Origin of the sequence: Clostridium sp. CX1, from assembly GCF_025398335.1 — a bacterium.
Taxonomy (GTDB): Bacteria; Bacillota; Clostridia; order Clostridiales; family Clostridiaceae; genus Clostridium_AM; species Clostridium_AM tanneri.
Genome location: NZ_JAODOO010000005.1, coordinates 158905 through 183542 on the forward strand (window position 1 = coordinate 158905; position 24638 = coordinate 183542).

Annotated in this window: 21 protein-coding genes; all 21 read right to left on the reverse strand. The window is 32.2% G+C overall.

Annotation, left to right across the window (positions count from 1 at the left end; genetic code table 11):
- Window positions 1-70: 70 nt before the first annotated feature.
- Window positions 71-988: a UDP-N-acetylmuramate dehydrogenase gene (murB, locus tag N4T77_RS07380; protein WP_261671117.1), complete on the reverse strand. Its 918-nt coding sequence runs from the start codon at window positions 986-988 to the stop codon at window positions 71-73.
- 107 nt (window positions 989-1095) lie between these two features.
- Window positions 1096-2970 (reverse strand): excinuclease ABC subunit UvrC, encoded by a 1875-nt coding sequence (gene uvrC / locus N4T77_RS07385; protein WP_261671118.1) that lies wholly within the window; start codon window positions 2968-2970, stop codon window positions 1096-1098.
- Window positions 2971-2987: 17 nt separating this feature from the next.
- The gene (locus N4T77_RS07390) at window positions 2988-3596 is read right to left on the reverse strand and encodes a metal-dependent hydrolase (protein WP_261671246.1); all 609 of its coding nucleotides are present in this window, start codon (window positions 3594-3596) and stop codon (window positions 2988-2990) included.
- Window positions 3597-3851: 255 nt separating this feature from the next.
- Window positions 3852-5279, reverse strand: a complete 1428-nt coding sequence (locus tag N4T77_RS07395) for a penicillin-binding protein 2 (protein WP_261671119.1) — start codon at window positions 5277-5279, stop codon at window positions 3852-3854.
- A gap of 2 nt (window positions 5280-5281) precedes the next feature.
- Window positions 5282-6484, reverse strand: coding sequence for an FtsW/RodA/SpoVE family cell cycle protein (locus N4T77_RS07400; RefSeq protein WP_261671120.1), 1203 nt, complete (start codon window positions 6482-6484; stop codon window positions 5282-5284).
- 106 nt (window positions 6485-6590) lie between these two features.
- The gene (locus tag N4T77_RS07405; RefSeq protein WP_261671121.1) at window positions 6591-7025 is read right to left on the reverse strand and encodes an FHA domain-containing protein; all 435 of its coding nucleotides are present in this window, start codon (window positions 7023-7025) and stop codon (window positions 6591-6593) included.
- A 125-nt stretch (window positions 7026-7150) separates the two neighbouring features.
- Entirely contained in the window at window positions 7151-9973 is a 2823-nt protein-coding gene (gene uvrA, locus N4T77_RS07410; protein ID WP_261671122.1) for an excinuclease ABC subunit UvrA, read from the reverse strand.
- A 119-nt stretch (window positions 9974-10092) separates the two neighbouring features.
- Window positions 10093-12075 (reverse strand): excinuclease ABC subunit UvrB, encoded by a 1983-nt coding sequence (uvrB, locus tag N4T77_RS07415; protein WP_261671123.1) that lies wholly within the window; start codon window positions 12073-12075, stop codon window positions 10093-10095.
- Window positions 12076-12077: 2 nt separating this feature from the next.
- Window positions 12078-13370: a PDZ domain-containing protein gene (locus N4T77_RS07420; RefSeq protein WP_261671124.1), complete on the reverse strand. Its 1293-nt coding sequence runs from the start codon at window positions 13368-13370 to the stop codon at window positions 12078-12080.
- 143 nt (window positions 13371-13513) lie between these two features.
- Window positions 13514-14689, reverse strand: coding sequence for a S41 family peptidase (locus tag N4T77_RS07425; RefSeq protein ID WP_261671125.1), 1176 nt, complete (start codon window positions 14687-14689; stop codon window positions 13514-13516).
- A gap of 226 nt (window positions 14690-14915) precedes the next feature.
- Window positions 14916-15806 carry a permease-like cell division protein FtsX gene (gene ftsX, locus N4T77_RS07430; RefSeq protein ID WP_261671126.1) on the reverse strand — a complete coding sequence of 297 codons (891 nt, stop codon included), beginning with the start codon at window positions 15804-15806 and terminating at the stop codon, window positions 14916-14918.
- Window positions 15796-16482: a cell division ATP-binding protein FtsE gene (gene ftsE, locus N4T77_RS07435; RefSeq protein ID WP_261671127.1), complete on the reverse strand. Its 687-nt coding sequence runs from the start codon at window positions 16480-16482 to the stop codon at window positions 15796-15798. Before ftsE ends, ftsX begins: the two co-directional genes overlap by 11 nt.
- A gap of 202 nt (window positions 16483-16684) precedes the next feature.
- The gene (locus N4T77_RS07440) at window positions 16685-17539 is read right to left on the reverse strand and encodes a YitT family protein (protein WP_261671128.1); all 855 of its coding nucleotides are present in this window, start codon (window positions 17537-17539) and stop codon (window positions 16685-16687) included.
- A 166-nt stretch (window positions 17540-17705) separates the two neighbouring features.
- Window positions 17706-18647 (reverse strand): transketolase family protein, encoded by a 942-nt coding sequence (locus N4T77_RS07445; RefSeq protein WP_261671129.1) that lies wholly within the window; start codon window positions 18645-18647, stop codon window positions 17706-17708.
- Window positions 18647-19471 carry a transketolase gene (locus N4T77_RS07450; protein ID WP_261671130.1) on the reverse strand — a complete coding sequence of 275 codons (825 nt, stop codon included), beginning with the start codon at window positions 19469-19471 and terminating at the stop codon, window positions 18647-18649. Before N4T77_RS07450 ends, N4T77_RS07445 begins: the two co-directional genes overlap by 1 nt.
- Window positions 19472-19580: 109 nt before the next feature.
- The gene (locus tag N4T77_RS07455; RefSeq protein WP_261671131.1) at window positions 19581-19931 is read right to left on the reverse strand and encodes a type II toxin-antitoxin system PemK/MazF family toxin; all 351 of its coding nucleotides are present in this window, start codon (window positions 19929-19931) and stop codon (window positions 19581-19583) included.
- Entirely contained in the window at window positions 19891-20211 is a 321-nt protein-coding gene (locus N4T77_RS07460) for a CopG family ribbon-helix-helix protein (protein WP_261671132.1), read from the reverse strand. Before N4T77_RS07460 ends, N4T77_RS07455 begins: the two co-directional genes overlap by 41 nt.
- A gap of 462 nt (window positions 20212-20673) precedes the next feature.
- Complete coding sequence (alr, locus tag N4T77_RS07465) at window positions 20674-21834, reverse strand: alanine racemase (RefSeq protein ID WP_261671133.1); 1161 nt, start codon at window positions 21832-21834, stop codon at window positions 20674-20676.
- 175 nt (window positions 21835-22009) lie between these two features.
- Window positions 22010-22624, reverse strand: coding sequence for a germination lipoprotein GerS-related protein (locus tag N4T77_RS07470; RefSeq protein WP_261671134.1), 615 nt, complete (start codon window positions 22622-22624; stop codon window positions 22010-22012).
- A 105-nt stretch (window positions 22625-22729) separates the two neighbouring features.
- The gene (locus tag N4T77_RS07475) at window positions 22730-24229 is read right to left on the reverse strand and encodes an NAD(P)H-hydrate dehydratase (RefSeq protein WP_261671135.1); all 1500 of its coding nucleotides are present in this window, start codon (window positions 24227-24229) and stop codon (window positions 22730-22732) included.
- Complete coding sequence (acpS, locus tag N4T77_RS07480) at window positions 24189-24605, reverse strand: holo-ACP synthase (RefSeq protein ID WP_261671136.1); 417 nt, start codon at window positions 24603-24605, stop codon at window positions 24189-24191. The genes N4T77_RS07475 and acpS overlap by 41 nt, the downstream gene beginning before the upstream one ends.
- Between the last annotated feature and the right edge of the window lie 33 nt (window positions 24606-24638).

The following is a 24638-nucleotide window of genomic DNA, read 5'->3' on the forward strand; positions in this document are numbered from 1 at the left end:
TTTATAAGAAGGAATACAAGATAAAATGGAGAATTTAACACAAATATGATGTTAAATTCTCCATTTTATTTTATATATCTTCTCCAATAATTCTTACTTCTGTGGAAAGTTCTACTCCAAATTTCTCCTTAACTTTTGTTTGAACAATTTTAATTAAGTCTAGAATATCCTGTGCAGTAGCATTACCTTTATTTATTATAAATCCAGAATGCTTTTCTGATACTTGGGCATCTCCGATACTGATGCCTTTTAAACCGGTATCTTCTATTAATTTAGCTGCAAAGTAGCCTTCAGGTCTTTTAAATGTACTTCCTGCTGAAGCATATTCAAGAGGCTGTTTCTCTGTTCTTCTAGCACTTAAATCATCTATTCTCTCTTTTATTTTGCTATATTCCCCTTTTTCTAAATTAAAGGTTACTTCTAATACGGTATACCCATATTTAAGTATTGAACTTATCCTATATCCAAGCTCCAGCTCTTCTTTACTAAGAACTTTTATATTTCCATCACTGTCTATAATTTTAGCGCTTTCTATAACATAAGATATCTCACCATTGTAAGCTCCTGCATTCATTGTAACTGCACCGCCGATGCTTCCAGGAATACCACAAGCGAATTCAAAGCCAGTTAAACTATTCTCTAAAGCAAAATCCGATACGTCCTTTAAAAGAGCACCACTTTCAGCAATTATTTTAGTTCCTTGTAACTTTATTTTATCTAACTTGGATAACTTAACTACTACCCCTCTTATTCCGCCATCCTTGACAAGCAAATTAGTACCATTACCAATTATATAACATGGTACACCATCTTTTTTACACAATTTCACAACTTCTACTACTTCTTCGAAGCTTTCTGGATTAACTAGTATATCTACTGGGCCCCCTATTTTGAAAGATGTATGATTTTTCATAAGTGAATCTATTTCTATATCTTTTGGATCCAATATTTCCATTAACTTTGTACTAAAACTTTTAAATCTATTCATGGTCTATTCTCCTTGAAAATTAAAATTATGTATCATAACTAGTATAATGTATGTACAATTCTTAATCAAGATTTATATCCCTTATACTTGATTTCCTAGTGTACATTTTATTTCTCTTCCTTATTCCTGCCAAAAAACTCAATAATACTTAAAGCCGCTTTCCTGTCTATAGAAGGTGTCTGTAAGAGCTCTTCAACGTTGGCCTTTTTTATATTTTCTATAGACCCAAATTTCTTTAGAAGCTCTTTTCTTCTTTTTTCACCTACATTAGGTATATCCTCAAGTACTGAGTGAAGCACTCTCTTATTTCTTAAGCTTCTGTGATAGGTTATTGCAAACCTATGGACCTCATCTTGTATCCTTGTAACAAGTCTCATTACATTAGTGTTACGATTTATCATAAGCTCATTATTATTATATATTAATCCTCTTGTATTGTGCTTAACATCTTTAACCATTCCACAGACTGGAATAGTAATGTTAAGGCTTTTTAGTACTTCAAGCGCAACGTTAACCTGGCCTTTTCCCCCATCCATTAATATTAAATCGGGAAATACCGAAAACTTTCCTGAGCTTAAGTTTATTTTATTCTCTTGAATTTCCCTTATTTCATCTAACCCATGTTGAAACCTTCGTGTTAAGATTTCCCTCATACTATCATAATCATTTGCACCTTTTACGGTGTTTATTTTAAATCTTCTATAATCACTATTTTTAGCTCTTCCTTCCTCGAATACAACCATGGTTCCTACAGAGTCTACTCCCTGAATGTTAGATATATCATAAGCTTCTATCCTATGTGGAATATCTTCTAAATTAAGTATATTGGAAAGCTCTTGTAAAGATGACTTATAAATCTCTTTATCTTGAATAAATTTCAACTTAAAATGCTCCAAAGTCATCTTGGCATTCTTTTCAACTAAATTTAAGGTTTCTTTTTTTTCTCCTTTTTGCGGTATCTTAATTATAACCTTTGAGCCACGTTTCATACCTAGCCATTGCTCAAGTAATTCTCTATCATCTGTTTCCGGCACATATATAGTTTTAGGTATATATGCAGTACCTCCATAGAATTCTTTTATAAAATTTGCTGTTATTTCTCCCTTTTCAGAATCCCCGGTATTCTCCACAATAAAGTGTTCTCTACCAGTTATCTTCCCTGCCCTTAAGAAAAATACTTGAATACAGCTATCTTTTTCATCACTATATATATTTATGAAATCTTCGTCCTCAAAATTCCCTGTTATTATTTTTTGTTTTTCTCTAATTTTCTGCACCGCTAATAATTTATCCCTCAAACCAGCTGCCTTTTCAAATTCTAAGTTTTCTGCGGCAGCATCCATTTGCCCCTTCAATTTTTCAATTACATTTTTATCTCTTCCTGATAACAGGTCAACTACATCAGCAACTATCTTGTCATAGTCACTTTTACTTATATACCCTCCACAAGGTGCCTTACACAGTCCTATATGGTAATTGAGACAAGGTCTTGTTTTTTCACCATCTTCTTTTATGAGCCTTTTACAGTTTCTTATAGGAAAAATATTTTTTATAAGTTCCATGGTTTCATACACAGCAGAAACATCTGTATAAGGACCAAAGTATTTTGCACCATCCTTCGCCAATGTTCTAGTTATAAATATTCTAGGAAAGTCTTCATTAGTAGTTACCTTTATAAATGGATAGTGTTTATCATCCTTAAGTAATATATTATATCTAGGTCTATATTTCTTTATTAGATTACACTCTAGTATAAGAGCTTCCATTTCAGAATCTGTAACTATATACTCGAACTCACTAATGTGTTTAACCATAGCTTTTACTTTTTCAGAATGATTTTTTGAGTTTTGAAAATACTGTCTAACTCTATTTTTTAATACCTTAGCCTTACCAACATATATTATTTCACCTAAAGAATTCTTCATTAAATATACCCCTGGTTTATCAGGCAAAATCTTCAACTGATACTGGAAATCAAACACAAAATCACTCCTAAAAATTATTTGTAAAAAATTATAGGCAGCTTATATATAGTAAACAAAAGTCCACCTATCATAAGTAACTCCTCTATAGTAGTACCAATTCTTGAATTTGTTTTATATGTAATAGGCAGTTTAACCTTTTTATTTCTAAATGGATATAACAGTGGTATTCCCCTATTAGTGGCCATATCGCACAGCAAATGCATTCCATATCCTATCATAAAGTAGTATATCAAATGATGTATACCATACATATTACCTATATATCCAGTAATAAAGGAAAATATGATCATTCCTGAAAGACTATGAGTAAGCCCATTTCTATGAGATGATATAGCTATTGTTATAAGTGATACTCCTAGTGCCTTTATAGCAGGTTCTTTAGTATACAAATAATCATACCACAGGACCACTATACCTAGGCAAATATATAAAGTGACTTTAGTAGCCTTATTTTTAAAAGGAAGTATATATTTATTTATAATGCTCTTAGGGTGATCTATATCCGGCAATACTGAGGCAAAAACAACCACTGCAATACCAATGAAATTAAATTTTCCCGGTAAAATATTACAAAGAGATAAAAAAGTAACTATTCCAACACCCGCATGGGTTTTACCCTTCATATTTTCTCCTCTTTTTCTCATATAATTTTATTTTCAAACATAATATGATTTTATTTATTAATAACTGATATAATTATTGTATATATTATATCATTAAAGAATTAATAATTTTACTTTTTCGGACAAAATTTCCCGGGAAAACTGTAAAAATATAAAAATTAAATGTCAGCAGGAAATTTTTTAATTTCTGCTGACATTTAATTTAATCATAAGCTTAATATCCTATACTAGATTACCCTGTTTTAAATAATTCTACTATCTTCTTAAAGCAGTTCTCATCACTTCTGATGCTATTCTAGCCGCAGCCTTTCCTCCCTGTCCACCTTCTTCTACAATTACCGCTACTGCAACCTCTGGATTATTATAAGGTGCAAATCCTATGAACCAAGAGTGAGGAGTAGCTTCTTTTCCTCCTTCTAGATGGTCAGCAGTTCCTGTCTTACCACCAACCTCTATTCCTTCAATTGCTGCATTTCCTCCAGTACCTTCAGAAACAACACCTTTCATATATTCCTTTACTCTGTTGGCAACATCCGAGGAAGTAATTTGACCTATAGACTCTGGCTGTATACTTTTTATTAATTCCCCTTTGCTAGTAACAACTTCCTTAACTAAATGAGGCTTCATCATAATTCCACCGTTGGCTATAGTACTACTTACCACTGCCATTTGAAGAGGGCTGGCGAGATCACTACTCTGTCCGATTGCACTTTGTGCTATACTTCCCTTCTCATATTTCTTTAAAGTAGGAAACTTACTTGGCTCAACAGGAATTCCATCTGTTGGTATTTCCTTATTAAAGAAAAACTTTTCTGACGTTGCTTTTAATTTATCATTTCCAAGTTCAAGTCCTAATCCTCCAAATACTACATTACTTGAGTGGACAAAAGCTTCTTTGAAACCTATGTTTCCTAAGACTTCTCCTGAGAAGTTATGAAGAGAATAATCGTTACTTATAAACAAACTGCCATTGTCATCAAATCTTCTATTAGATATCCCTGGAATATTCTCTAATGCACTTATTGCAGTTACAGCCTTAAAAGTTGACCCTGGTGGATATAACCCTGCTGTAGCTCTATTTATCAAAGGTCTTCTCTCATCTTTATTAATAGAGCTCCATATCTCTTGTAGATTATTAGGATTGAAAGAAGGTTTTGAAACCATTGCTAGCACTTCTCCAGTTTTAGGGTTTAATGCAACTACTGCACCTTTGTTATCTCCTAATAACTCGTAGGCTCTACTTTGAACATCATAGTCTAGAGTTGTTTTAAGATTGTTACCTACTTTTTCTTCATTTCTACCTTTATTTTTTATTAAACTTCTTACGTTATCTTGAATATTTGTAGACATAAGCTGTTCATCATATTTTCTTTCCAACCCTGTGATACCATATTTTATATCTACATAACCAAGTATATGTGCAAAGATTTCTCCTCCGGTATACTCTCTTTTTTGAGTTTCCTTGTCTATTCTCTCGCTTTTAGTTAATGGTTTACCATTTCTATCGTAAATTGTCCCTCTTAGTACCTCGTTTCTTTTAACCCATAGTCTCCTATTGTAGGGACTGCTCACTATTTTAGGGCCTACAATCATTTCAAAGTATGTTATATAGGAAATTAATCCTATAAAGCATATCAAAAAGACTATAAGAACTTTTTTTATATTATTTGATATATCATTCATATTTATCTACCCTCTTCTGATATCTTTTGAATTATACCTAATGAAAAGAAAGTTATAAGCATTGAACTTCCTCCATAACTTACTAAAGGTAGCGTTATACCTGTAAGAGGAATGGCATTCATAACTCCTCCCACTATAACTAATACTTGAGATGCTATCATAGCACTGTATCCTACAGCAAGAAGTCTTGAAAATTCATCTTCACCATATACCGCTGCTCTCATACATCTATAGAATAATAAAAAGTATAATATTATTATTCCAAAGCCTATAAGTATTCCAAGTTCTTCACATAAAGCCGCAAATATAAAGTCAGTTGTATTAATAGGCACATACTCAGGATATCCAAGTCCCAGTCCTGAACCGGTAAGTCCTCCCGATGCTATAGAAAACATAGACTGAACTACTTGATAACTCTTTCCAGTGGCATATGGCCATGGATTCATCCATATTAGTACTCTAGTCTTTACATGATCAAATAGCTGATAGCTTATAAAAGCACCAGCACCAAATAATCCAAAACAGGTAGCAACATAGGAGAACTTAGAGGTAGTTATATATAGCATAGTTATGGATATTCCAAAAAATATTAATGCAGAACCAAGATCCTTTTGAATAACCATAAATCCCAGACATATCATTACTACAAGTCCCGGTTTTACCAAATCCTTGAAACTTTTATAGTTCTTTAAAGAAGATGCAAGATAGGCCACCAAGAATAGCTTACCGAACTCTGAAGGCTGGAAGCTGTATCCACCTATTTTTATCCAGTTTTTTGAACCGTTTATTTCCGTTCCAAACAAAGTAGCCATCCCCATAAAGATTATGGTAACTACCAAGTAAATATATTTATATTTACCAAAGCTTTTTAAGTCCGGCAACAGTACTACTATTAAAATAAAACCTGTTACTCCTAAAGCAAACCATATTATTTGTTTTATTGAGGATGCCATGTCAATTCTATAGATCATAACCATTCCAATAACTGCTAGTATGCTTGAAAATATAAATATATATTTGTCTCCATCAGAAAAGAATTTTCTTATAATAAAGTAGGAGTATCCTACAAGTAAACAGGTAACCACAGCCATAACCATTGCTCCTTTGTCAAAAGGTTGTTTGATTATAGCTAAATTAAAAAAACATATTAAGCATAGAAGATATGTATACCTTAATAGTCTTTTTTCATCTCTGCTAGCGTCCAACTGCATTCACCACCAATTCATAAATATAAATAGTTGACAATGGATACTTGTCAACTATCAACTGCCAACTTTGTAAATTCTGCTTAATAAATAATAAAATAATAGCTTAGCCTATGACTCTAAAAGATGTACTTCCGATTCTAATCTCATCTCCTGAATTCAAATATTCTCTGCCCTCTATTCTTTCTCCATTTAATAATGTTCCATTTGTACTTCCCAAATCTTCTAAAATACAATCATTATTTTTAACGTATACTCTAGCATGATGACTGGAAGCATAGGGGTCGTCCAATATAAGTAGGTTATCATTTTTTCTTCCTATTGTTATATCTCCTCGAACAGGGATAACCCCACCCCTTCTCAAATTGGAATTATTACCTGCACTAATAACCTCTAATCCGAAGGATTTTTTACTACTTCTAACTTTTCTTCCTCCGTTTTTTACATCCTTATACATTATACGTAGGGCTATGAAAATTATAATGTAAATTATTCCAATAATTATAATTTTAAATATTAAGCTTAGCTTACTCAGATCCATATAATCACCTTCTCGTAAACTTATTAGTATATTTTCTTAGTAAATTTTAATTTTAATTATGCGATAAATATATCAAAAGACTAGCATCTTAGCTTTGTCAATGCTAGTCTTAAGTCTCATATAAATTATAGCATCTTTTTTAAATATTGTCCCGTATAAGAGGATTTATTTTGAACTATTTCCTCTGGTGTTCCTGTACATAAAATAGTTCCTCCTTTTTCTCCTCCTTCAGGTCCCAAGTCAATGATGTAGTCTGAACACTTAATAACATCTAAGTTATGTTCTATGACCACTACAGTATTTCCTGTATCCACAATCCTCTGAAGGATATCAACAAGTCTACTTACATCATCTATATGAAGCCCTGTTGTAGGTTCATCTAATATATACAACGTCTTCCCAGTACTTCTTTTAGACAACTCATAGGCTAACTTTATCCTTTGAGCCTCTCCTCCAGATAACTGAGTTGATGGCTGACCTAGTCTAACATAGCCTAATCCTACATCAAAAAGCGTTTGAATCTTATTCTTGATTCTAGGAATATTTTCAAAGAACGTTAATGCCTCTTCTACAGTCATATTTAAAATATCGTCTATATTCTTACCCTTATACTTTACCTCAAGAGTTTCTCTATTATATCTTTTTCCTTTACAAACCTCACAAGGCACATACACGTCGGATAAAAACTGCATTTCTATTTTTATTATCCCATCACCACTACAAGCTTCACATCTTCCACCTTTAACATTGAAGCTAAATCTACCAGGTTTATATCCTCTCATTTTTGCCTCAGAAGTATTTGAGAATACTTCTCTTATAATATCAAATACCCCGGTGTAAGTTGCTGGATTTGAACGGGGAGTTCTACCTATAGGACTTTGATCTATATTTATAATCTTATCTATATTTTCTACTCCCAAAATATCCTTATGCATTCCTGGATTATTCTTTGATTTATTAATTATTTTATTCAACCCTTTAAATAATATCTCATTAATAAGAGTACTTTTTCCTGAACCTGAAACTCCAGTAACGCAAGTAAGAGTTCCTAGTGGAAATGTTACATTTATATCCTTGAGGTTATTTTCCTTTGCTCCTTTTACTTCTATGTTGTTTCCATTACCTCCTCTTCTAGAGGATGGAATATCTATCTTTTTCTTACCGCTTAGATACTGACCAGTTATTGATTTTTCACATTTAATTATTTCTTCCATAGTTCCTGCAGCAACTATTTCACCGCCATGCTCTCCAGCTCCTGGCCCTATATCAACAATGAAATCTGCTTCATTCATAGTGTCTTCATCATGTTCTACTACAACAAGTGTATTTCCCAAATCTCTTAAGTGTTTTAATGCAGCAATAAGTTTATCGTTATCTCTTTGATGTAGTCCTATACTTGGTTCATCAAGTATATACAGTACTCCTACTAGACTTGATCCTATTTGAGTAGCAAGCCTAATTCTTTGAGCTTCTCCTCCTGAAAGAGTTCCTGAAGTTCTACCTAAATTCAAATAATCAAGTCCTACATCAATTAGAAACTTTAGTCTACTTCTAATTTCTTTTAATATTTGATCACTAATTATTTTGTCTTTTTCAGATAGTTCTACCTGCTCTAAAAACTCCAATTCATCCTTTATAGACATTCTACAGAATTCAAAAATGTTTTTATCACCGACAGCTACGGATAAAGCTTCCGGCTTAAGTCTCGCTCCTTTACACTTAGGGCATGGGTTATCGCTCATATAGTTTTCAACTTCACCTTTTATATAATCAGAATTCGTTTCTAGATACCTTCTTTTTAAATTATTGATTACTCCTTCAAAGGCATGGTTAAATTCCATAGCACGATCTTCTTTAGTATAGTTAACCTTTATCTTTTCACCTTTAAGTCCATATAATAATATTTCCACCACTTCAGGTTTTAACTTTTCTATTGGTGTATCAAGCTTAAATTTATATTCCTTTGAAAGTGCTTTTAATATACTAAAAGTCCAGGAATCTTCCTTTAAACTCCCACTTCCCCAAGGTACAATAGCACCATCTAAAATACTCTTGCTTTTATCTGGTATAACCAAATTTTCATCTATTTCCATTAACGTGCCAAGTCCATCGCATCTATCACATTTTCCGAAAGGAGAGTTAAAAGAAAACATCCTTGGAGCAAGTTCTCCAATGCTTATACCACAATCAACACAGGCAAAGTTCTCGCTAAACAATATATCATCTTCTCCAATTATATTTACGATAACTATGCCTTCTGATAGCTTAAGAGCAGTTTCCAAAGAATCTGCTAACCTACTTTTAATTTCTTCCTTTACTACTAATCTATCTATTACTGCCTCAATGTTATGCCTTTTATTCTTTTCAAGTTTTACTTCTTCTTCTTGTAAATCAATAGTCTCTCCATCAATTCTGGCTCTTACAAAGCCGTTTTTTCTTATATTTTCAAGAACCTTTACATGTTCACCTTTTCTGCCTCTTATTATTGGTGCTAAAATTTGTATCTTAGTTCTTTCTGGCATCGAAAGAATCTTGTCTACCATTTGATCTACAGTCTGTTGAGTTATCTTTTTTCCACACTTTGGACAGTGAGGAGTCCCTATTCTTGCATACAATAGTCTCAAATAATCATATATTTCTGTAATAGTTCCAACTGTTGATCTAGGATTTTTACTTGTGGTTTTTTGGTCTATTGCAATTGCAGGTGATAAACCTTCTATATACTCTACATCTGGTTTATTCATTTGACCAAGAAACTGTCTAGCATATGCAGATAATGACTCCACATATCGTCTCTGTCCTTCTGCATATAGAGTATCAAAAGCTAGAGAAGATTTTCCAGAACCAGACAAACCAGTAAATACCACTAGTTTCTCTCTAGGTATTTTTAGGTCTACATTCTTTAAGTTATGAACCTTAGCACCTTTTATTAATATGCTATCTCTCATTAGTTTTATCTTCACTCCTTAGTTTTCCATTAATAATTAAAATCAGTAGATAATTTCTATCAAAAAATTATTTTATAATAAATATTGCAAATTTACAATAAGCATTCTACAGTAATTACCTAACTCTTTTTTTGTTTTTTGAGTTTAAATATAATATCACGAAGATGTGCAGCTTGTTCAAACTGTAAATCCTTAGACGCTTGTTTCATTTCCTTTTCATATTTTGCTATAAGGGCATCTATATTTTCTTTGTTTGCCTCTATCGCTTCTTCTAGACTATCATATTTCTCCTTTTCTTCTGAAACCTTTGTAGCCTCTATTACTTCCCTAATTTCCTTCTTAACCGTAGTTGGAGTAATGTCATAGTCTTCATTATATTTCATCTGTATCTTTCTTCTTCTGTTTGTTTCTGTTATGGCCTTATTCATAGAGTCCGTTATTCTATCCGCATACATAATGACTTTACTTTCAGAGTTTCTTGCTGCTCTACCTATAGTCTGTATAAGAGATCTCTCTGACCTTAAAAATCCCTCTTTGTCTGCATCAAGTATAGTAACTAAAGCTACTTCTGGAATATCTAGTCCTTCTCTCAAGAGATTTATACCAACTAAAACATCAAAAACTCCTTTTCTTAAATCTCTAATTATCTTCATTCTCTCTATAGTATTTATGTCAGAGTGTAGATAGGTAGTTTTTATGCCCATATCTTTTAGGTAATCTGTTAAGTCTTCTGCCATCTTTTTAGTAAGGGTAGTAACTAAAGTTCTATACCCTTTATCTATAGTTTGCTTAATGCTAGAATACAAATCATCTATTTGACCCTTAATAGGTTTAACTATAATTTCTGGATCTAATAAACCTGTTGGTCTAATTATCTGCTCAGCTACATTGGTTGAATGATTTAATTCATAATCCGCAGGTGTGGCACTAACAAAAACAGTTTGACTTAGCTTACCTTCAAACTCTACAAACTTTAGAGGCCTGTTATCAAAAGCAGAAGGAAGTCTAAATCCATACTCCACCAGAGATTCCTTTCTAGACCTATCCCCTGAATACATAGCCTTTACTTGAGGCAAAGTAACGTGACTTTCGTCTATAAAAAGCAAGTAATCATCTGGAAAATAGTCAATAAGAGTTTGTGGTGGGGTGCCTTTTGCTCTACCATCAAGAATTCTTGAGTAATTTTCAATTCCACTGCAATATCCAACTTCTCTCATCATTTCTATATCAAAGTTCGTTCTCTGCTTTAGCCTTTGAGCTTCCAAGAGTTTATCCTGTGACGTTAACTCCTTAAGTCTTTCTTCTAATTCCACTTCTATTTTTTCTATAGCTTTTTCAAGTCTTTCCCTTGAAGTTGCAAAGTGGGACGCCGGGAATACAGATACATGAGTTCTCGTTCCTAGTAAATCTCCAGTCAATACGTCAAATTCTCTTATTCTATCTATTTCATCTCCAAAAAATTCAACTCTAATTCCCTTATTAGTTGAAGATGCAGGAAATATATCTAACACATCTCCCTTTACCCTAAAGGTACCTCTTACAAAATTAATTTCATTTCTTTCATACTGTATTTCTATAAGTTTTTTTAAAACTTCGTCTCTATCCTTAATCATCCCTTGCCTTAAAGACAAAGTAAGATTTTTATATTCTTCAGGATTACCGAGACCATATATACATGAAACAGATGCTACAACAATAACGTCTTTTCTCTCAAGTAATGCTGATGTAGCAGAGTGTCTTAATTTATCTATTTCATCGTTTATGGATGCATCTTTTTCTATATAGGTATCTGTCTGAGCAACATAAGCTTCTGGCTGGTAGTAATCGTAATAAGATACGAAATACTCAACACAGTTTTCAGGGAAAAATTCCCTAAACTCAGAACAAAGCTGTGCTGCTAAAGTTTTATTATGAGCTAATATTAGTGTTGGTTTTTGAACCTTTTCAATAATATTAGCCATTGTAAAAGTTTTACCGGAACCTGTTACTCCAAGGAGAGTTTGAAACTTTTCTCCCTTTGATATATTATTTGCTATACTCTCTATAGCTTGAGGTTGATCTCCTTTTGGCTTAAACTTAGAATGTATTTTGAAAACTTCCATTTTCACTCATCCTTATCCTTATTTTTTATTTTATCTAGTACTTCTCCAAATTTCGTTTCATCAAGCCTTACTACCATGCTGTCTCTTGGAACTCCTTTGGGAACGAAGACTATTCCCAGTCTCTTATTGCTGTTCATCCTATTGTAGCTTACTTGTTCAAATTTGCCTGTAACCTTTTTTACCTTAAACCATATAAAATTTGAACAGTCTCTTATAGTTTCTGCTATTTTATCTTCACTATCAATTTTTTCATTATTAATTTCTACTAATAAATCTCCGCTTTTTATTCCCATTTCCTTAGCTGGTGAATTTGGTGCCACATCTAGCACCATTATCCCTTCATCGCTACTAATGTATTTAGGAATACCTTTTAGCTCTAAATATCGCTGAATAATAATAATACCTTCATGGGCTGCCGGTGCAAATATAAGAACTAAAAATTTAAAGAATAGATTGTAGACAGCAAGCTGTGCTAATCCAAACAACACTAAGCTATATATTATTATTATAAGTCCAGATATTAGAGTCTTTTGTCTTCTATTTTTAGTAAAGGTTATACTATTGTAGCCAATCATGCCATAGAAAGGAATGAGAGCAACTACTGCAGTCTTTAAAATATTCATAGGGATTGAACTATTAACTATAGGCCACCAGTTTGGCAAAGGTACTTGCCAAGATGCTGATATAGCTGAAGTATTATGAAGCATAAAAAACACTGCAACCGGAAGGGCCCAGTATCTCTGCAGAGCAAACCCTCCTATTATTTTATCCTCCCTGCTGGTAAACACAGGAATATAGCCTGTTTCTCCATCAATCATTATGAGGATTCCTTCTACAAAATGTAGTATAGCTACCATTGTCATTAGTGATGTCACATCTATCCTTAAAAAATCCAAATTAGGTATGTTAAATGTTGTTCCAATTAAAATTAGTATAACACTGGCAAGCCCTAATGCTGCCCCTGAATATGCGAAACATATGAATCTGGGATTAAAAAACATAAATACAATGGAAACTAAAAATATTAAATCCACTGCTGAACTCTCATCAAATACAACTCCCATATATGACATTATAATACTTGCCAATGTACCTGCAAATATACCTATTACAATCTGTGATATTGTAAGTTCAAAGGGAGAATTTATTCTTTCTCCAAGTATCATTTTCTGCATTACAGTTGTTTTTTTATTTCTTCTATAAAGTATAAATGCCAGAATAATTAACAATGTAACCAAATAAGGTTCTGTTAACGCATAGGCTACAGACTTTAAAGTATATATTAAAATATTCATTAAAATAACTTCCCCTCTCCGTGAAGTGAAATTAAGTTAGACAGAAAAACCTATCTAACTTAAAACCTAAAATAATTATAACTATATTTATTTCAATAATTAAAAGTTGAAATATGTTTTTAGCATTACTTACTTTAAAGTAATTATTTCACTTTATCTTTAGCTATTTCTAGAGCCTTGCTAAACTGTGGATCTGTATTCCTATCGTAAGCTTTTTGTCTTAAGTCATCAGGATACTCTACTTCTACATCAGGCTTAATTCCAGTATGATGAATATTTTCTCCGTTTGGAGTGTAATATTTTGAGACTGTAACCTTTAGAGCTGTGCCATCTCCTGTATCCAGTATTGTTTGAACAACACCCTTTCCAAAAGTCTTTTTACCAACTAAGGTACCAATCTTATAATCTCTAACAGCTCCAGAGAATATCTCTGACGCACTGGCAGTTCCTTCATTTGTAAGAACTGTAAGAGGTACTCCAATAGCATCTCCGCCCTTAGATTTATACTCTTTCTTGTTTTTATATTTATCTATTGTTGAAACTATAACCTTGTCTTTTGGCACAAAATTAGAAACCATATCTACACACTCGTCAAGTAACCCACCAGGATTTCCTCTTAGATCAACTATTAATGATTTCATTCCTTTTCCCTGAAGCTCTTTAAGTTTACTTGTAAAGTTTTTAGCTGTATTCTCATCAAACATTGAAACCTGTATCATTCCTATATTATCATTTAACATTTCACCTTTAACGGTAACAAGGTTTATTTTCTTTCTTTTTAATTTTACATCAAAGTTCCCCTTACTTTCTCTATAAAGAGTTAACGTAACTTCTGTTCCTTCTTTACCTTTCATTAGAGATACTGCCTTTTCAAGTTCCTTACCAGTTACATCGGTGCCATTAACCTTTTCTATTATATCTTTAGGTAATATACCTGCTGCTTTTGATGGTGAATCTTCGAAAACATCTACTATTACAATGTTATCTTCCTTTGCTTGAACTTGAAGGCCAACTCCACTATAGTTTCCTTCTGTTTGAGTATTAAACTCTTCAAATTCTTTTTTGTTCATGAATACAGTATAGGGATCATTTAATGCTGAGGTCATTCCCTTAACAGCACCTTCTGCTAAAACTGCATCATCTATTTTACCATCATAGTACTTATAAAGTTCATTTCTTACTTCAAACAGCTTTTGAAACTTAGATATAGCTGCATTTTCATTCCTGGATATATAGATTCGCGTCCCCAGTAAAGTAATAGTATTAGTGATAAGCACAATTGCTAGTGTCCACGATAACCATTTCTTTTTATTGCCCAATTTATCCACCTCTTCGCTTTAACCTTCTACTGTTATAGTATTTATATAAATCTTAAATAATTATAACATTAAAAAAAATAAATTTGTAAAACTATTTAAAAATTTTATAAAATGAGCATGCAGTTTATAACTGCATGCTTTAAAATACAATATACTCTATAGTATATAGATAACATAGTGTTATCTTATATGAAAATAAATTTTCTTATACCTTGAGAATTATCTTCTAAACTGCTAGGAATTTTCTTATTGACAGAATACTTCCTAAGGAACCTATAACAATACCTGCAAGTATAAACAGGCCTAATACGCTAGTTAAAATATATTGAGGATCAATTAGTTGAATTACCATTAAACCTGTTGAGGCTTTAACATAGGCAATTCTATAAGCATAGTACAATAATAGGTCTGCTACTATACCACCAACTACCCCTATAATTATTCCTTCAATTATAAAAGGCCATCTTATAAACCAGTCTGTAGCACCTATATATTTCATTATACCTATTTCTCTTCTTCTAGAATACACAGTAATTTTAATAGTGTTTCCTATTAAAAACAATGAAACTCCAATTAAAATTATGAATATAACAGTTCCTACCCATTTAATTGTTTTAGTGATAGCCATAAGCTTATCTATAATTTCTCTGCCATCCTTTATGCTTTCTATTCCTTCCATACCCTTAACATTAGTTACAACCTGCGAAACTATCTCAGGACTCTGAACTTTAATTATATATGAATTTGGCATTGGATTATCTTTGTCAAGACCTTCTACTAAACTCTTATTTTGCTCCCCAAGTTGGTCTTTAAATTTCTCCATCGCTTGAGCTTTGCTCTCGTACTGTACATCAACTACTCCATTTACTTCCTTTATCTTTTTCTCTAGATCTCTTTGTTGAGTCATAGTTATATTATCCTTTAAGAATATCTTTGCCTCTACTCTAGATTCAACTTCTAATATTCCCTGTTTAACATTTAGTATGCTAAGCAAGAATATACCAAATATAAAAAGTGTTGCTGCAACTGTAGCAGCAGATGCACTACTAACTGTTTTATTTCTCTTTAAACTCTTTAAAGAATCAACTATAAAAAATTTAATTGTACTAATCCTCATATCCGTAAGTCCCCCTTTGCTCATCTCTTACCACAATTCCTTTTTCAATAGCAATAACTCTTTTTTTCATTACATCTACTATATCCTTAGCGTGAGTTGCCATCAAAATTGTTGTGCCTGCATGATTTATATCATTTAGTGTTTCCATAATGTCCATTGCAGTATCTGGATCTAGATTCCCAGTAGGTTCATCCGCTATTAATATAGATGGGTTATTTACAATAGCTCTTGCTAGTGACACCCTTTGCTGCTCTCCTCCGGATAACTCATGTGGAAAAGCCTTATATTTATTAGCCAACCCTACTAAAGAAAGCACTACAGGAACTTTTTTTCTTATCTCTCTTAATGGTGCCTCTACTACCCTCATAGCAAAAGCAACATTCTCATATACATTTAAAGTTGGAATTAATCTAAAATCCTGAAAAACTACGCCTAACTTTCTTCTGTAATATGGTATTTCTTTTCTCTTAATATTTGTTATATCCATGTTATTTACTATTATATTTCCGCTAGTAGCTTGTACCTCTTTAAGTAGCATTTTTATAAATGTAGATTTACCAGCTCCACTTGGTCCAACTAAAAATACAAACTCTCCATTTTCAATATTTACATTAATATTCGATAGCGCAAATATATTATTATTGTATACCTTACTTACATTTTTAAACTCTATCATCTAAATCTCTCCTTGTATATACATAAGTTTCCAAGTTTTTTACATTACTATATTTATTATAACATAATAAGACATGAAATTAAAAAACAATTCTACTAATTAATTTATTATTAACAAACTAAAGTATGCAAAGATAATATAAAATTAATCTGCATACTTTATTTACGAAATATTATTTGTTTTTTAGGGGGTATAAATTATTTTATGCCTCACTAATGATATCTTTAAAACCTTCTCCTAAAACCTCATGAGAATCACTTACTGAAATAAATGCCTTAGTATCTATTTCTTTTATATATTGTTTCAACCTTATAAGTTCCTTTCTCCCAAGAACTGCATACAAAATATACGTATCCTTTTTTGAATAGCCCCCTTGACCATGAAGTATTGTGCATCCTCTATCTAATTCTTTAATGATAAACTTACTAATCAGTTCATTTTGAGAACTGATAATCATTACTTGTTTTGACACATTTAGTCCTTCTATAACTCTATCTACTACAACTCCGTTCATAATCACACATAAAAGTGAATATAAACCTGCCTCAATACCAAATGCCAATGCTGCCAATAGCGTTACTATAAAATCCACTAAAAGAAGTGACTTTCCCATATCTATATGCCAAAACCTATTTAATATCTTAGCTATAATATCAGTACCACCTGTAGACGCATTTTGATTAAATACTATGCCTAATCCTATCCCCCCCATTAAGGTACCAAATATAGCTGCAAGGAATAAGTCCGTAGTTACTACAAGGCTCGGGGATATTAACTTATCGATAATCCAAAGAAAAGCTGATAGGCTTAAGCTTGAATATATGGTTTTCGAAGCAAATTGACTTCCAATAACGATGAATCCGATTGTTTGTAATATTATGTCCATAATCAAAGTAAGCAACCCTATGTTAAACTTCGGTAAAAAATTATTAATTATTATAGCTATTCCAGTAACTCCCCCTGCTGCAATTTTATTAGGTGCTAAAAATAGTTCTATACTTAAGGCAACAAGCAACACTCCCAGGGTTATTAAACTATATTCTTTTACATTTTTCATAAATCTCTTAACTCCTATTTTAGTAATATGTTCTGCAGTAATTGCTAAATACGAAAAATATTTAATAAAATCGCATTTTACTAAGAATAGTTATTCCCTATTTTAAATTTTATATTAAAAAAAGTAAGAGGATATAGATTCCTATATCCTCCTTTGCTTAAGTTTTCTATTTAAGAGTTAATCCCTTTTTAACTGCCTTAACTATATCATCTGCTGTTAATCCGTAAGCCTTTAATAACTCTGCTGGCTTTCCACTTTCACCAAAGGTATCTTTTATGCCTACTCTTATTACGGGTGTAGGTAAGTTCTCACTTAACACTTCACATACTGCAGATCCAAGTCCTCCAATAGTACTATGTTCCTCTGCAGTTATTACAACTCCAGTTTCTCTTGCTGCATTTATTATTAATTCTTTGTCTATAGGTTTTATAGTATGTACGTTTATAACTTTGACCTTTATTCCCTCTTCAGAAAGAGTATTGTAAGCTTCAAGTGCTGCATCTACCATTATTCCCGTTGCAACTATAGTAGCTTCTTTTCCTTCTCTCAAAGTTATTCCTTTACCCAATTCAAATTTATATTCTGGATTGTTATTTATTACAGGAACTCCTGATCTACCTAATCTTACATAGCAAGGTCCTTTATGCTCTATTATAGCTTTAATTACCTCTTCTGTTTCAACAGCATCACTTGGGCTTATTACTGTCATATTCGGTATGCTTCTCATTAAGGCTATGTCTTCAACAGATTGGTGTGAAGCACCATCTTCACCTACTGTAATACCTGCATGAGTAGCACATATTTTTACATTTAGGTTAGGGTAACATATAGAATTTCTTATTTGTTCAAAAGCTCTTCCTGCTGCAAACATAGCAAATGTACTTACAAAAGGTATTTTATCACAAGTTGATATACCAGCAGCTACCGCCATCATATTAGCTTCAGCTATTCCCATATTTATAAATCTCTCAGGACAAACTTTTTTAAAATCAGCAGTTTTAGTTGATTTAGATAAGTCTGCATCAAATACAACTACCTTTTCATTTTCCTGTCCCAACTTCGCTAATGCCTTTCCGTAAGCTTCTCTTGTTGCTATCTTATTAGACATTATTCTTCACCTCCGATTTCATCTAAAGCTTTTTCGCACTGTTCTTTGCTTGGTGCATTTCCATGCCAACCTGCTTCGTTCTCCATAAAGGATACACCCTTACCCTTTACAGTTTTACAAACTATCATTGTTGGCTTATCTTTAACTGATTTTGCTTCTTCAATAGCATTGATTAATTGCTCAAAGCTATGTCCATCAACTTCTATTACATTCCATCTAAAAGCTCTAAACTTATCAGTTATAGGTTCTGCTGACATAACTTCTGCACAAGGTCCATCTATTTGTAGTCCATTATAGTCAACAAAAGCTGTTAAGTTATCTAGCTTATAGTGAGCTGCTGACATAGCTGCTTCCCAAACCTGACCTTCTTCTAGCTCTCCATCACCTAATAATGTATATACTCTATAGTCCTTTTTATCTAACTTTCCAGCTAAGGCCATACCAACAGCTGTGGATACTCCCTGTCCTAATGAACCTGTTGACATATCTACACCTGGAACCTCATTCATATTAGGATGACCTTGCAATATAGAACCAATTTTTCTAAGTGTTTTTAATTCTTCAACATCAAAGTATCCTCTTCTAGCTAAAGTACTATATAATACAGGTGCTGCGTGTCCTTTGGAAAGAACAAATCTATCTCTATCTAAATCTCTAGCCTTCTCTGGATTTATATTCATTTGGTTAAAATAAAGGGTAGTTAAAATTTCTACCGCTGATAAAGAACCACCGGGATGACCGGAACCTGATTCTGTCAACATCTTTATGATGTCTTTTCTGATAACCTTAGCTGTTTGCTTAAGTTCTTCTATATTTTTCTTCACAATCTCAACCTCCTAGTAAGCTTGCACTTAATAATTTCTTTTTCTATTTTATCATAAAACTCTATTTTTATATATAAAAAAATAAGGGTTTAAAAAACCCTTATTTAAACTATTGCAATCCTACACTTATTAAAAGTGCTTCATCTACCTTTGTCATGTCTGTATCTGTCATATGACCTATCTTCTCTTTTAGTCTTCTTTTATCTAAAGTTCTTATCTGTTCAAGCAAAACTACTGAATCCTTATTAAGCCCATAATCCTCAGATGAAATCTCTACGTGAGTTGGTAGTTTCGCCTTATTTATCTGAGAGGTAATAGCTGCTACAATTACGGTAGGACTGTATTTATTACCAATATCATTTTGAATAATGATAACTGGCCTAATTCCGCCCTGTTCCGAACCCACTACGGGGCTTAAATCAGCATAGAATATATCTCCTCTTTTCACTACTGTTGTCATCTGGCAAATCACTCTCCGAAAGCTTCGCTTCATATTCTTTAAATTCTTTCATGTCATTTGCAAAGCCCATTTCTGCAAACTCAAGATTAAGCTGCGCCATTTCTTTATATCCTTTTTCCATTTGCTCTATAATATTTAACCTTTTTTTCTCTTTAATATATAATATGATAGCTTCCCTAATAAATTCACTTCTTTTTTTGCAATCTTCTTGAAGTGCCTTGTTAAATTCATTGTATAGTGTTTCTGAGAGGTTTACTACTAATCTCTTTGAATTTGACATATGAAAATTAATACCTCCTATTAACTTAAGCGAAAGTTATGTACACATCATTATAGTCATAAAATCGTAACTATGTCAAAGAAATTATACGCAATTTCATCACTTTTCTACTTGTAATGTCAGCATATAATCCCTAATTTTTACACATATGTTATTGTATATGTATACTTACATTAATCTCATTAAATATGTACCTCGCTAACCCATTAATAGGTATAATATACCTTAATAATATTATGTATTTTTTATCATATGTAGGCCTATTTGCTAATGCCTTTTGTATTATCTATATGTTTTGATGAATATGGCAATATACTAGTATATTATACAAAGTATTCATTTTATATACACTAAATCTAACACTTTAAGTTAAGAATTAAGATTGAATATAATGGATGTTAACTATTCACAATGGAGTTTGTCCTTTATCTTTAAATCCTAATTCTTAACTCTAAAATACTACTAAACGTAGTTTCTAACCTTAACTACTTGGCCTTCCTTAATGTATACTCTCGGAACTCTTTTGCTTACCATACAAATCACCTCATAGTTGATAGTCCCAAGCATCGGTGCTATATCATCTGCATCAAACTTTATATTTCCATCAGTGCCTAACAATATAACTTCATCTCCTACGTTTACTCCTTCTATATCTGTTATATCAATCATACACTGATCCATACATATATTACCAACCACTGGTGCAAACTTTCCATTAATTATAACCTTTGCCTTACCAGACATCATTCTTGTATAACCATCTGCATATCCTACAGGAAGTGTTGCTATTACACTTTTTCTTGTAGTCCTAAACTTTCTTCCATAGCCTATATACTCATCCTTATCTAGCGTTTTTATATGCATTATATTTGCTTTCCATGTTAAAGCCGGTTTTATACTTAATATATCCTTATTAACCTCACTAGAAGGATAGTAACCATATAGTATTATTCCTGGTCTTGTTCCATCATAATGAGTATCTGGCAATTCCATTATTGCAGCACTATTGGCTATATCTCTCATATTTATCTTAATATTTCTTTCCTTTATCTTCTCACAGAACCAATTATATTTGCTAAACTGCATTTTCGAATATTCTTTATCAGTCTCATCTGCTGTACAGAAATGTGAAAACAATCCTTCTACCTCTATATTCGGCAAATTGCTAATTTTATGTATTTCCTCAATACTTTCTTCACAAGGTAAAAATCCTATTCTACCCATACCAGTATCTACAGCAATATGAATTTTTACTATTTTATTTTTGCTCTTTCCAGCCTCGGATAAACTAAGAGCATAATCATATGAAGATACCGTTGGTTCCAAATTGTATTCCAACAATTCTTCAGTTAAGGTGCCAGGAGTAAGTCCTAAAATCATTATAGGACAATTAATACCTGATTTTCTTAATTCTACCGCCTCACTTATTACCGCTACGGCAAGTCTTGTAGCACCATTTTCTAAAACTACAGGTGCTATATCAATAGCTCCATGTCCATAAGCATCAGCCTTAACTACCGCAATTAATTCTTTACTTTTAGCTAATTTTCTAATTTGCTGTATATTATAGGCTATGTTGTCTAAGTTAATTTCAGCCCATACCGGTCTAAAATTATTAAACATAAAACATCCCCCCCAAAATTATATTAAGCACTAATTTTATTATCTACTAATTAGCCCCTAACATTAATTATACAACATTTTTAATAATATTATAATTGCAAATATTAAGATTTTTGATTTAACACGCAAAATAAAATGGCACGAACCCATTAGTAAGCCCCTGCCAACCTGTATCTCAACTATTTACATCAAATAATTCTTGTTGTAATTCTGTATTTGCTTTAAAATTACTATACTCAATGTTAACCTTCTCTCTATCCTTAGAGTCTAGTATTCTTAAATACTTAGGTGAGTTGTCTTTAAGATCTATATATAACTCTGATTTACTAATGTTTTTATTGTTACCTGGAATATCCAAATGTATAACTTGATATTCTTCATTATTTATCTTTTTAAAGGAATTTTTCACTGTTTCATTTGTGTATATCATGCCTATATATTCACCAATAAAACTTAGCTTGAATAAACTATCAAAATCTCTATCTGTATTATAGTTTAATCCATTTTGTAAATCTTTTATAAATATTTTGTTATCTTTATATATTAGGATTCTGCTTTTTTCTAACTCAAACCTATATCCATACTTTTTATCGTAAAATTGTTTCCCACCATAATTTATAACTTGTTTATCATTCTGTATTTTCATGGTTATGTCGCAGGTATAGCTGTCCAAGTTTTTCAAATAATCAATTGCTTTCTCTGTATCTCTATTATTTCTATTACAACCTAAAGAAAGTATTAAGAAAGCAAAGGACATAAGGGATAATATTATTAGTGTACCTTTTTTCATAGAATTCCTCCTGGAAATGGATTTTCTCAAGTATCATCTCACTATAAATACTATTCTCTTATGTCTCTTTATATTCTCATGGTTGTAAAATTTTAGCCTTTCAACCTAATTGGCAAATTTTTTAAATATCACCGGCATATTTTCTAAAATATCACTAGCACTTACACAGAACATTTTTTTTGAAAGTTCTTCTCCACAATAACCATGTATGAAAGCAGATATATAAGCAGCTTTCATAGGTTTATAACCTTGACCTATTAAAGATGCTATCATTCCTGTAAGACAATCTCCCATGCCACCTGATGCCATAGCACTATTTCCAGTAGGATTAATTACTGTTATTTTACCATCAGTAATTATACTATTGTATCCCTTTAAAAGTACAATAACATCATTTTTTTGTGCAAACTTCTTCGCAACCTCTAGTCTATTTTCCTTTATGTAATCTATAGAAAGTCCTGTTAGTCTTGCCATTTCCCCTAAATGAGGAGTTATTAAAATATTACATTTTTTATCTTTTAAAATATCTACTCTATCCTCCAGAACATTTAAACCATCAGCATCTATAACGATAGATTTTTCAGAACTACTTATAACTTGTTTTACTAGACTTAAGGTAGTTTCATCCTTTCCCATACCTGGCCCCATAGCAATAACATCGCTTTTTTCTATTAATTCTTGTACTTTCATTTTTTCGCTAATAGAAATTGTCATAGCCTCTGTGAGTTTAGAACTTAGCATAGATTGAATTTCTTCTCTACAGCATAATGTTACTAATCCAGCTCCACTTCGAACAGCTCCCTGTGTGCATATATAAGCGGCTCCTGTGTACCCCTTTGAGCCAGCAACAACTAATATTCTTCCATAATCACCCTTATAGGAGTATTTATCTCTTATCTTTATATTGCTTCTTATCATATGTTCATCCATAATAAATTCATTGTTATGAAATTTATTAACAGCTATATCAGGAATGCCAATATCCTCTATTACTATGTTTCCAGTTAGTTCATCTGTTCCGTAGCTTAAAAATCCTTGTTTATATAGTTGGAAAGACACAGTTATATTTGCTCTAATACAGTTTCCAAGAAGTTTGCCTGTGTTAGCATCAAAGCCTGATGGCACGTCAATAGCTACAACATGGTTACTGTTCTCGTTAATTATGGAGATAACAGAGTCAAATATACCTTCAACATTTCTAGAAAGTCCTGTGCCAAATATTGCATCTACAGTCACTTCACTTCTCTGCACTGAATCCCTTAGTTCATTAATATCCTCGATATTGTCAACTTTAACTATGTTAACTCCTATTTTCTTTAATATATCATAGTTAGTTTTACAATCTGAAGTCATTCCACTCTTTCCGCCCACTAAAAACACTTCTACTTTTTTATTTAAAATATGAAGGTGTCTTGCTACTGCAAAACCGTCACCTCCATTGTTTCCTTTAGCACAAACAATACAAAAGGAACTAAACTTATTTAAATCTAGATTGTTAATAACCTTTAATGCTGCATTTTCCATTAAGACAATACCTGGTATTTTCAATTCATTTATACAATAGTTATCTATATTCCTCATTATTTCTGCAGTTGCAATCTTCAAGTTTATCAACCTCCATCACTGCGTACGCTATAGCATTATCCACTCCGTGAGATATACTTAAATGAATTTTATAGTTCCCATACTTTTGTGCTATCATCTTAGCTTTACCCTTTAGCACTACAATAGGCTTACCTGCAGCAGTTCTATCTATTTCTATGTCCTTAAATTCAAATCCACTAAATCCTGTTCCTAATGCTTTAGAAACAGCTTCCTTTGCTGCAAATCTTCCTGCTACAAATTCTGGTCTTAGATTTCTACTCTTTAGATATTCAACTTCATTCTTACTAAACATTTTATCCATAAAATTAGAATGTTTATCCATGGCATCTTTAATTCTCCTGATTTCAACTATATCAACCCCAACACCTGAAATCAAAATATCACCCCCACACTTAATATAATAAGGCAA

What these genes read in the sequence shown, in the direction of transcription:
- ftsX (WP_261671126.1), bottom strand. Translation starts at nt 15,806, where the DNA reads ATGAGGATTAGTACAATTAAATTTTTTATAGTTGATTCTTTAAAGAGT.
- uvrA (WP_261671122.1), bottom strand. Translation starts at nt 9,973, where the DNA reads ATGAGAGATAGCATATTAATAAAAGGTGCTAAGGTTCATAACTTAAAG.
- N4T77_RS07395 (WP_261671119.1), bottom strand. Translation starts at nt 5,279, where the DNA reads ATGAATGATATATCAAATAATATAAAAAAAGTTCTTATAGTCTTTTTG.
- uvrB (WP_261671123.1), bottom strand. Translation starts at nt 12,075, where the DNA reads ATGGAAGTTTTCAAAATACATTCTAAGTTTAAGCCAAAAGGAGATCAA.
- N4T77_RS07420 (WP_261671124.1), bottom strand. Translation starts at nt 13,370, where the DNA reads ATGAATATTTTAATATATACTTTAAAGTCTGTAGCCTATGCGTTAACA.
- N4T77_RS07445 (WP_261671129.1), bottom strand. Translation starts at nt 18,647, where the DNA reads ATGTCTAATAAGATAGCAACAAGAGAAGCTTACGGAAAGGCATTAGCG.
- N4T77_RS07390 (WP_261671246.1), bottom strand. Translation starts at nt 3,596, where the DNA reads ATGAAGGGTAAAACCCATGCGGGTGTTGGAATAGTTACTTTTTTATCT.
- N4T77_RS07440 (WP_261671128.1), bottom strand. Translation starts at nt 17,539, where the DNA reads ATGAAAAATGTAAAAGAATATAGTTTAATAACCCTGGGAGTGTTGCTT.
- N4T77_RS07470 (WP_261671134.1), bottom strand. Translation starts at nt 22,624, where the DNA reads ATGAAAAAAGGTACACTAATAATATTATCCCTTATGTCCTTTGCTTTC.
- N4T77_RS07455 (WP_261671131.1), bottom strand. Translation starts at nt 19,931, where the DNA reads ATGACAACAGTAGTGAAAAGAGGAGATATATTCTATGCTGATTTAAGC.
- N4T77_RS07460 (WP_261671132.1), bottom strand. Translation starts at nt 20,211, where the DNA reads ATGTCAAATTCAAAGAGATTAGTAGTAAACCTCTCAGAAACACTATAC.
- alr (WP_261671133.1), bottom strand. Translation starts at nt 21,834, where the DNA reads ATGTTTAATAATTTTAGACCGGTATGGGCTGAAATTAACTTAGACAAC.
- N4T77_RS07405 (WP_261671121.1), bottom strand. Translation starts at nt 7,025, where the DNA reads ATGGATCTGAGTAAGCTAAGCTTAATATTTAAAATTATAATTATTGGA.
- murB (WP_261671117.1), bottom strand. Translation starts at nt 988, where the DNA reads ATGAATAGATTTAAAAGTTTTAGTACAAAGTTAATGGAAATATTGGAT.
- ftsE (WP_261671127.1), bottom strand. Translation starts at nt 16,482, where the DNA reads ATGATAGAGTTTAAAAATGTAAGTAAGGTATACAATAATAATATATTT.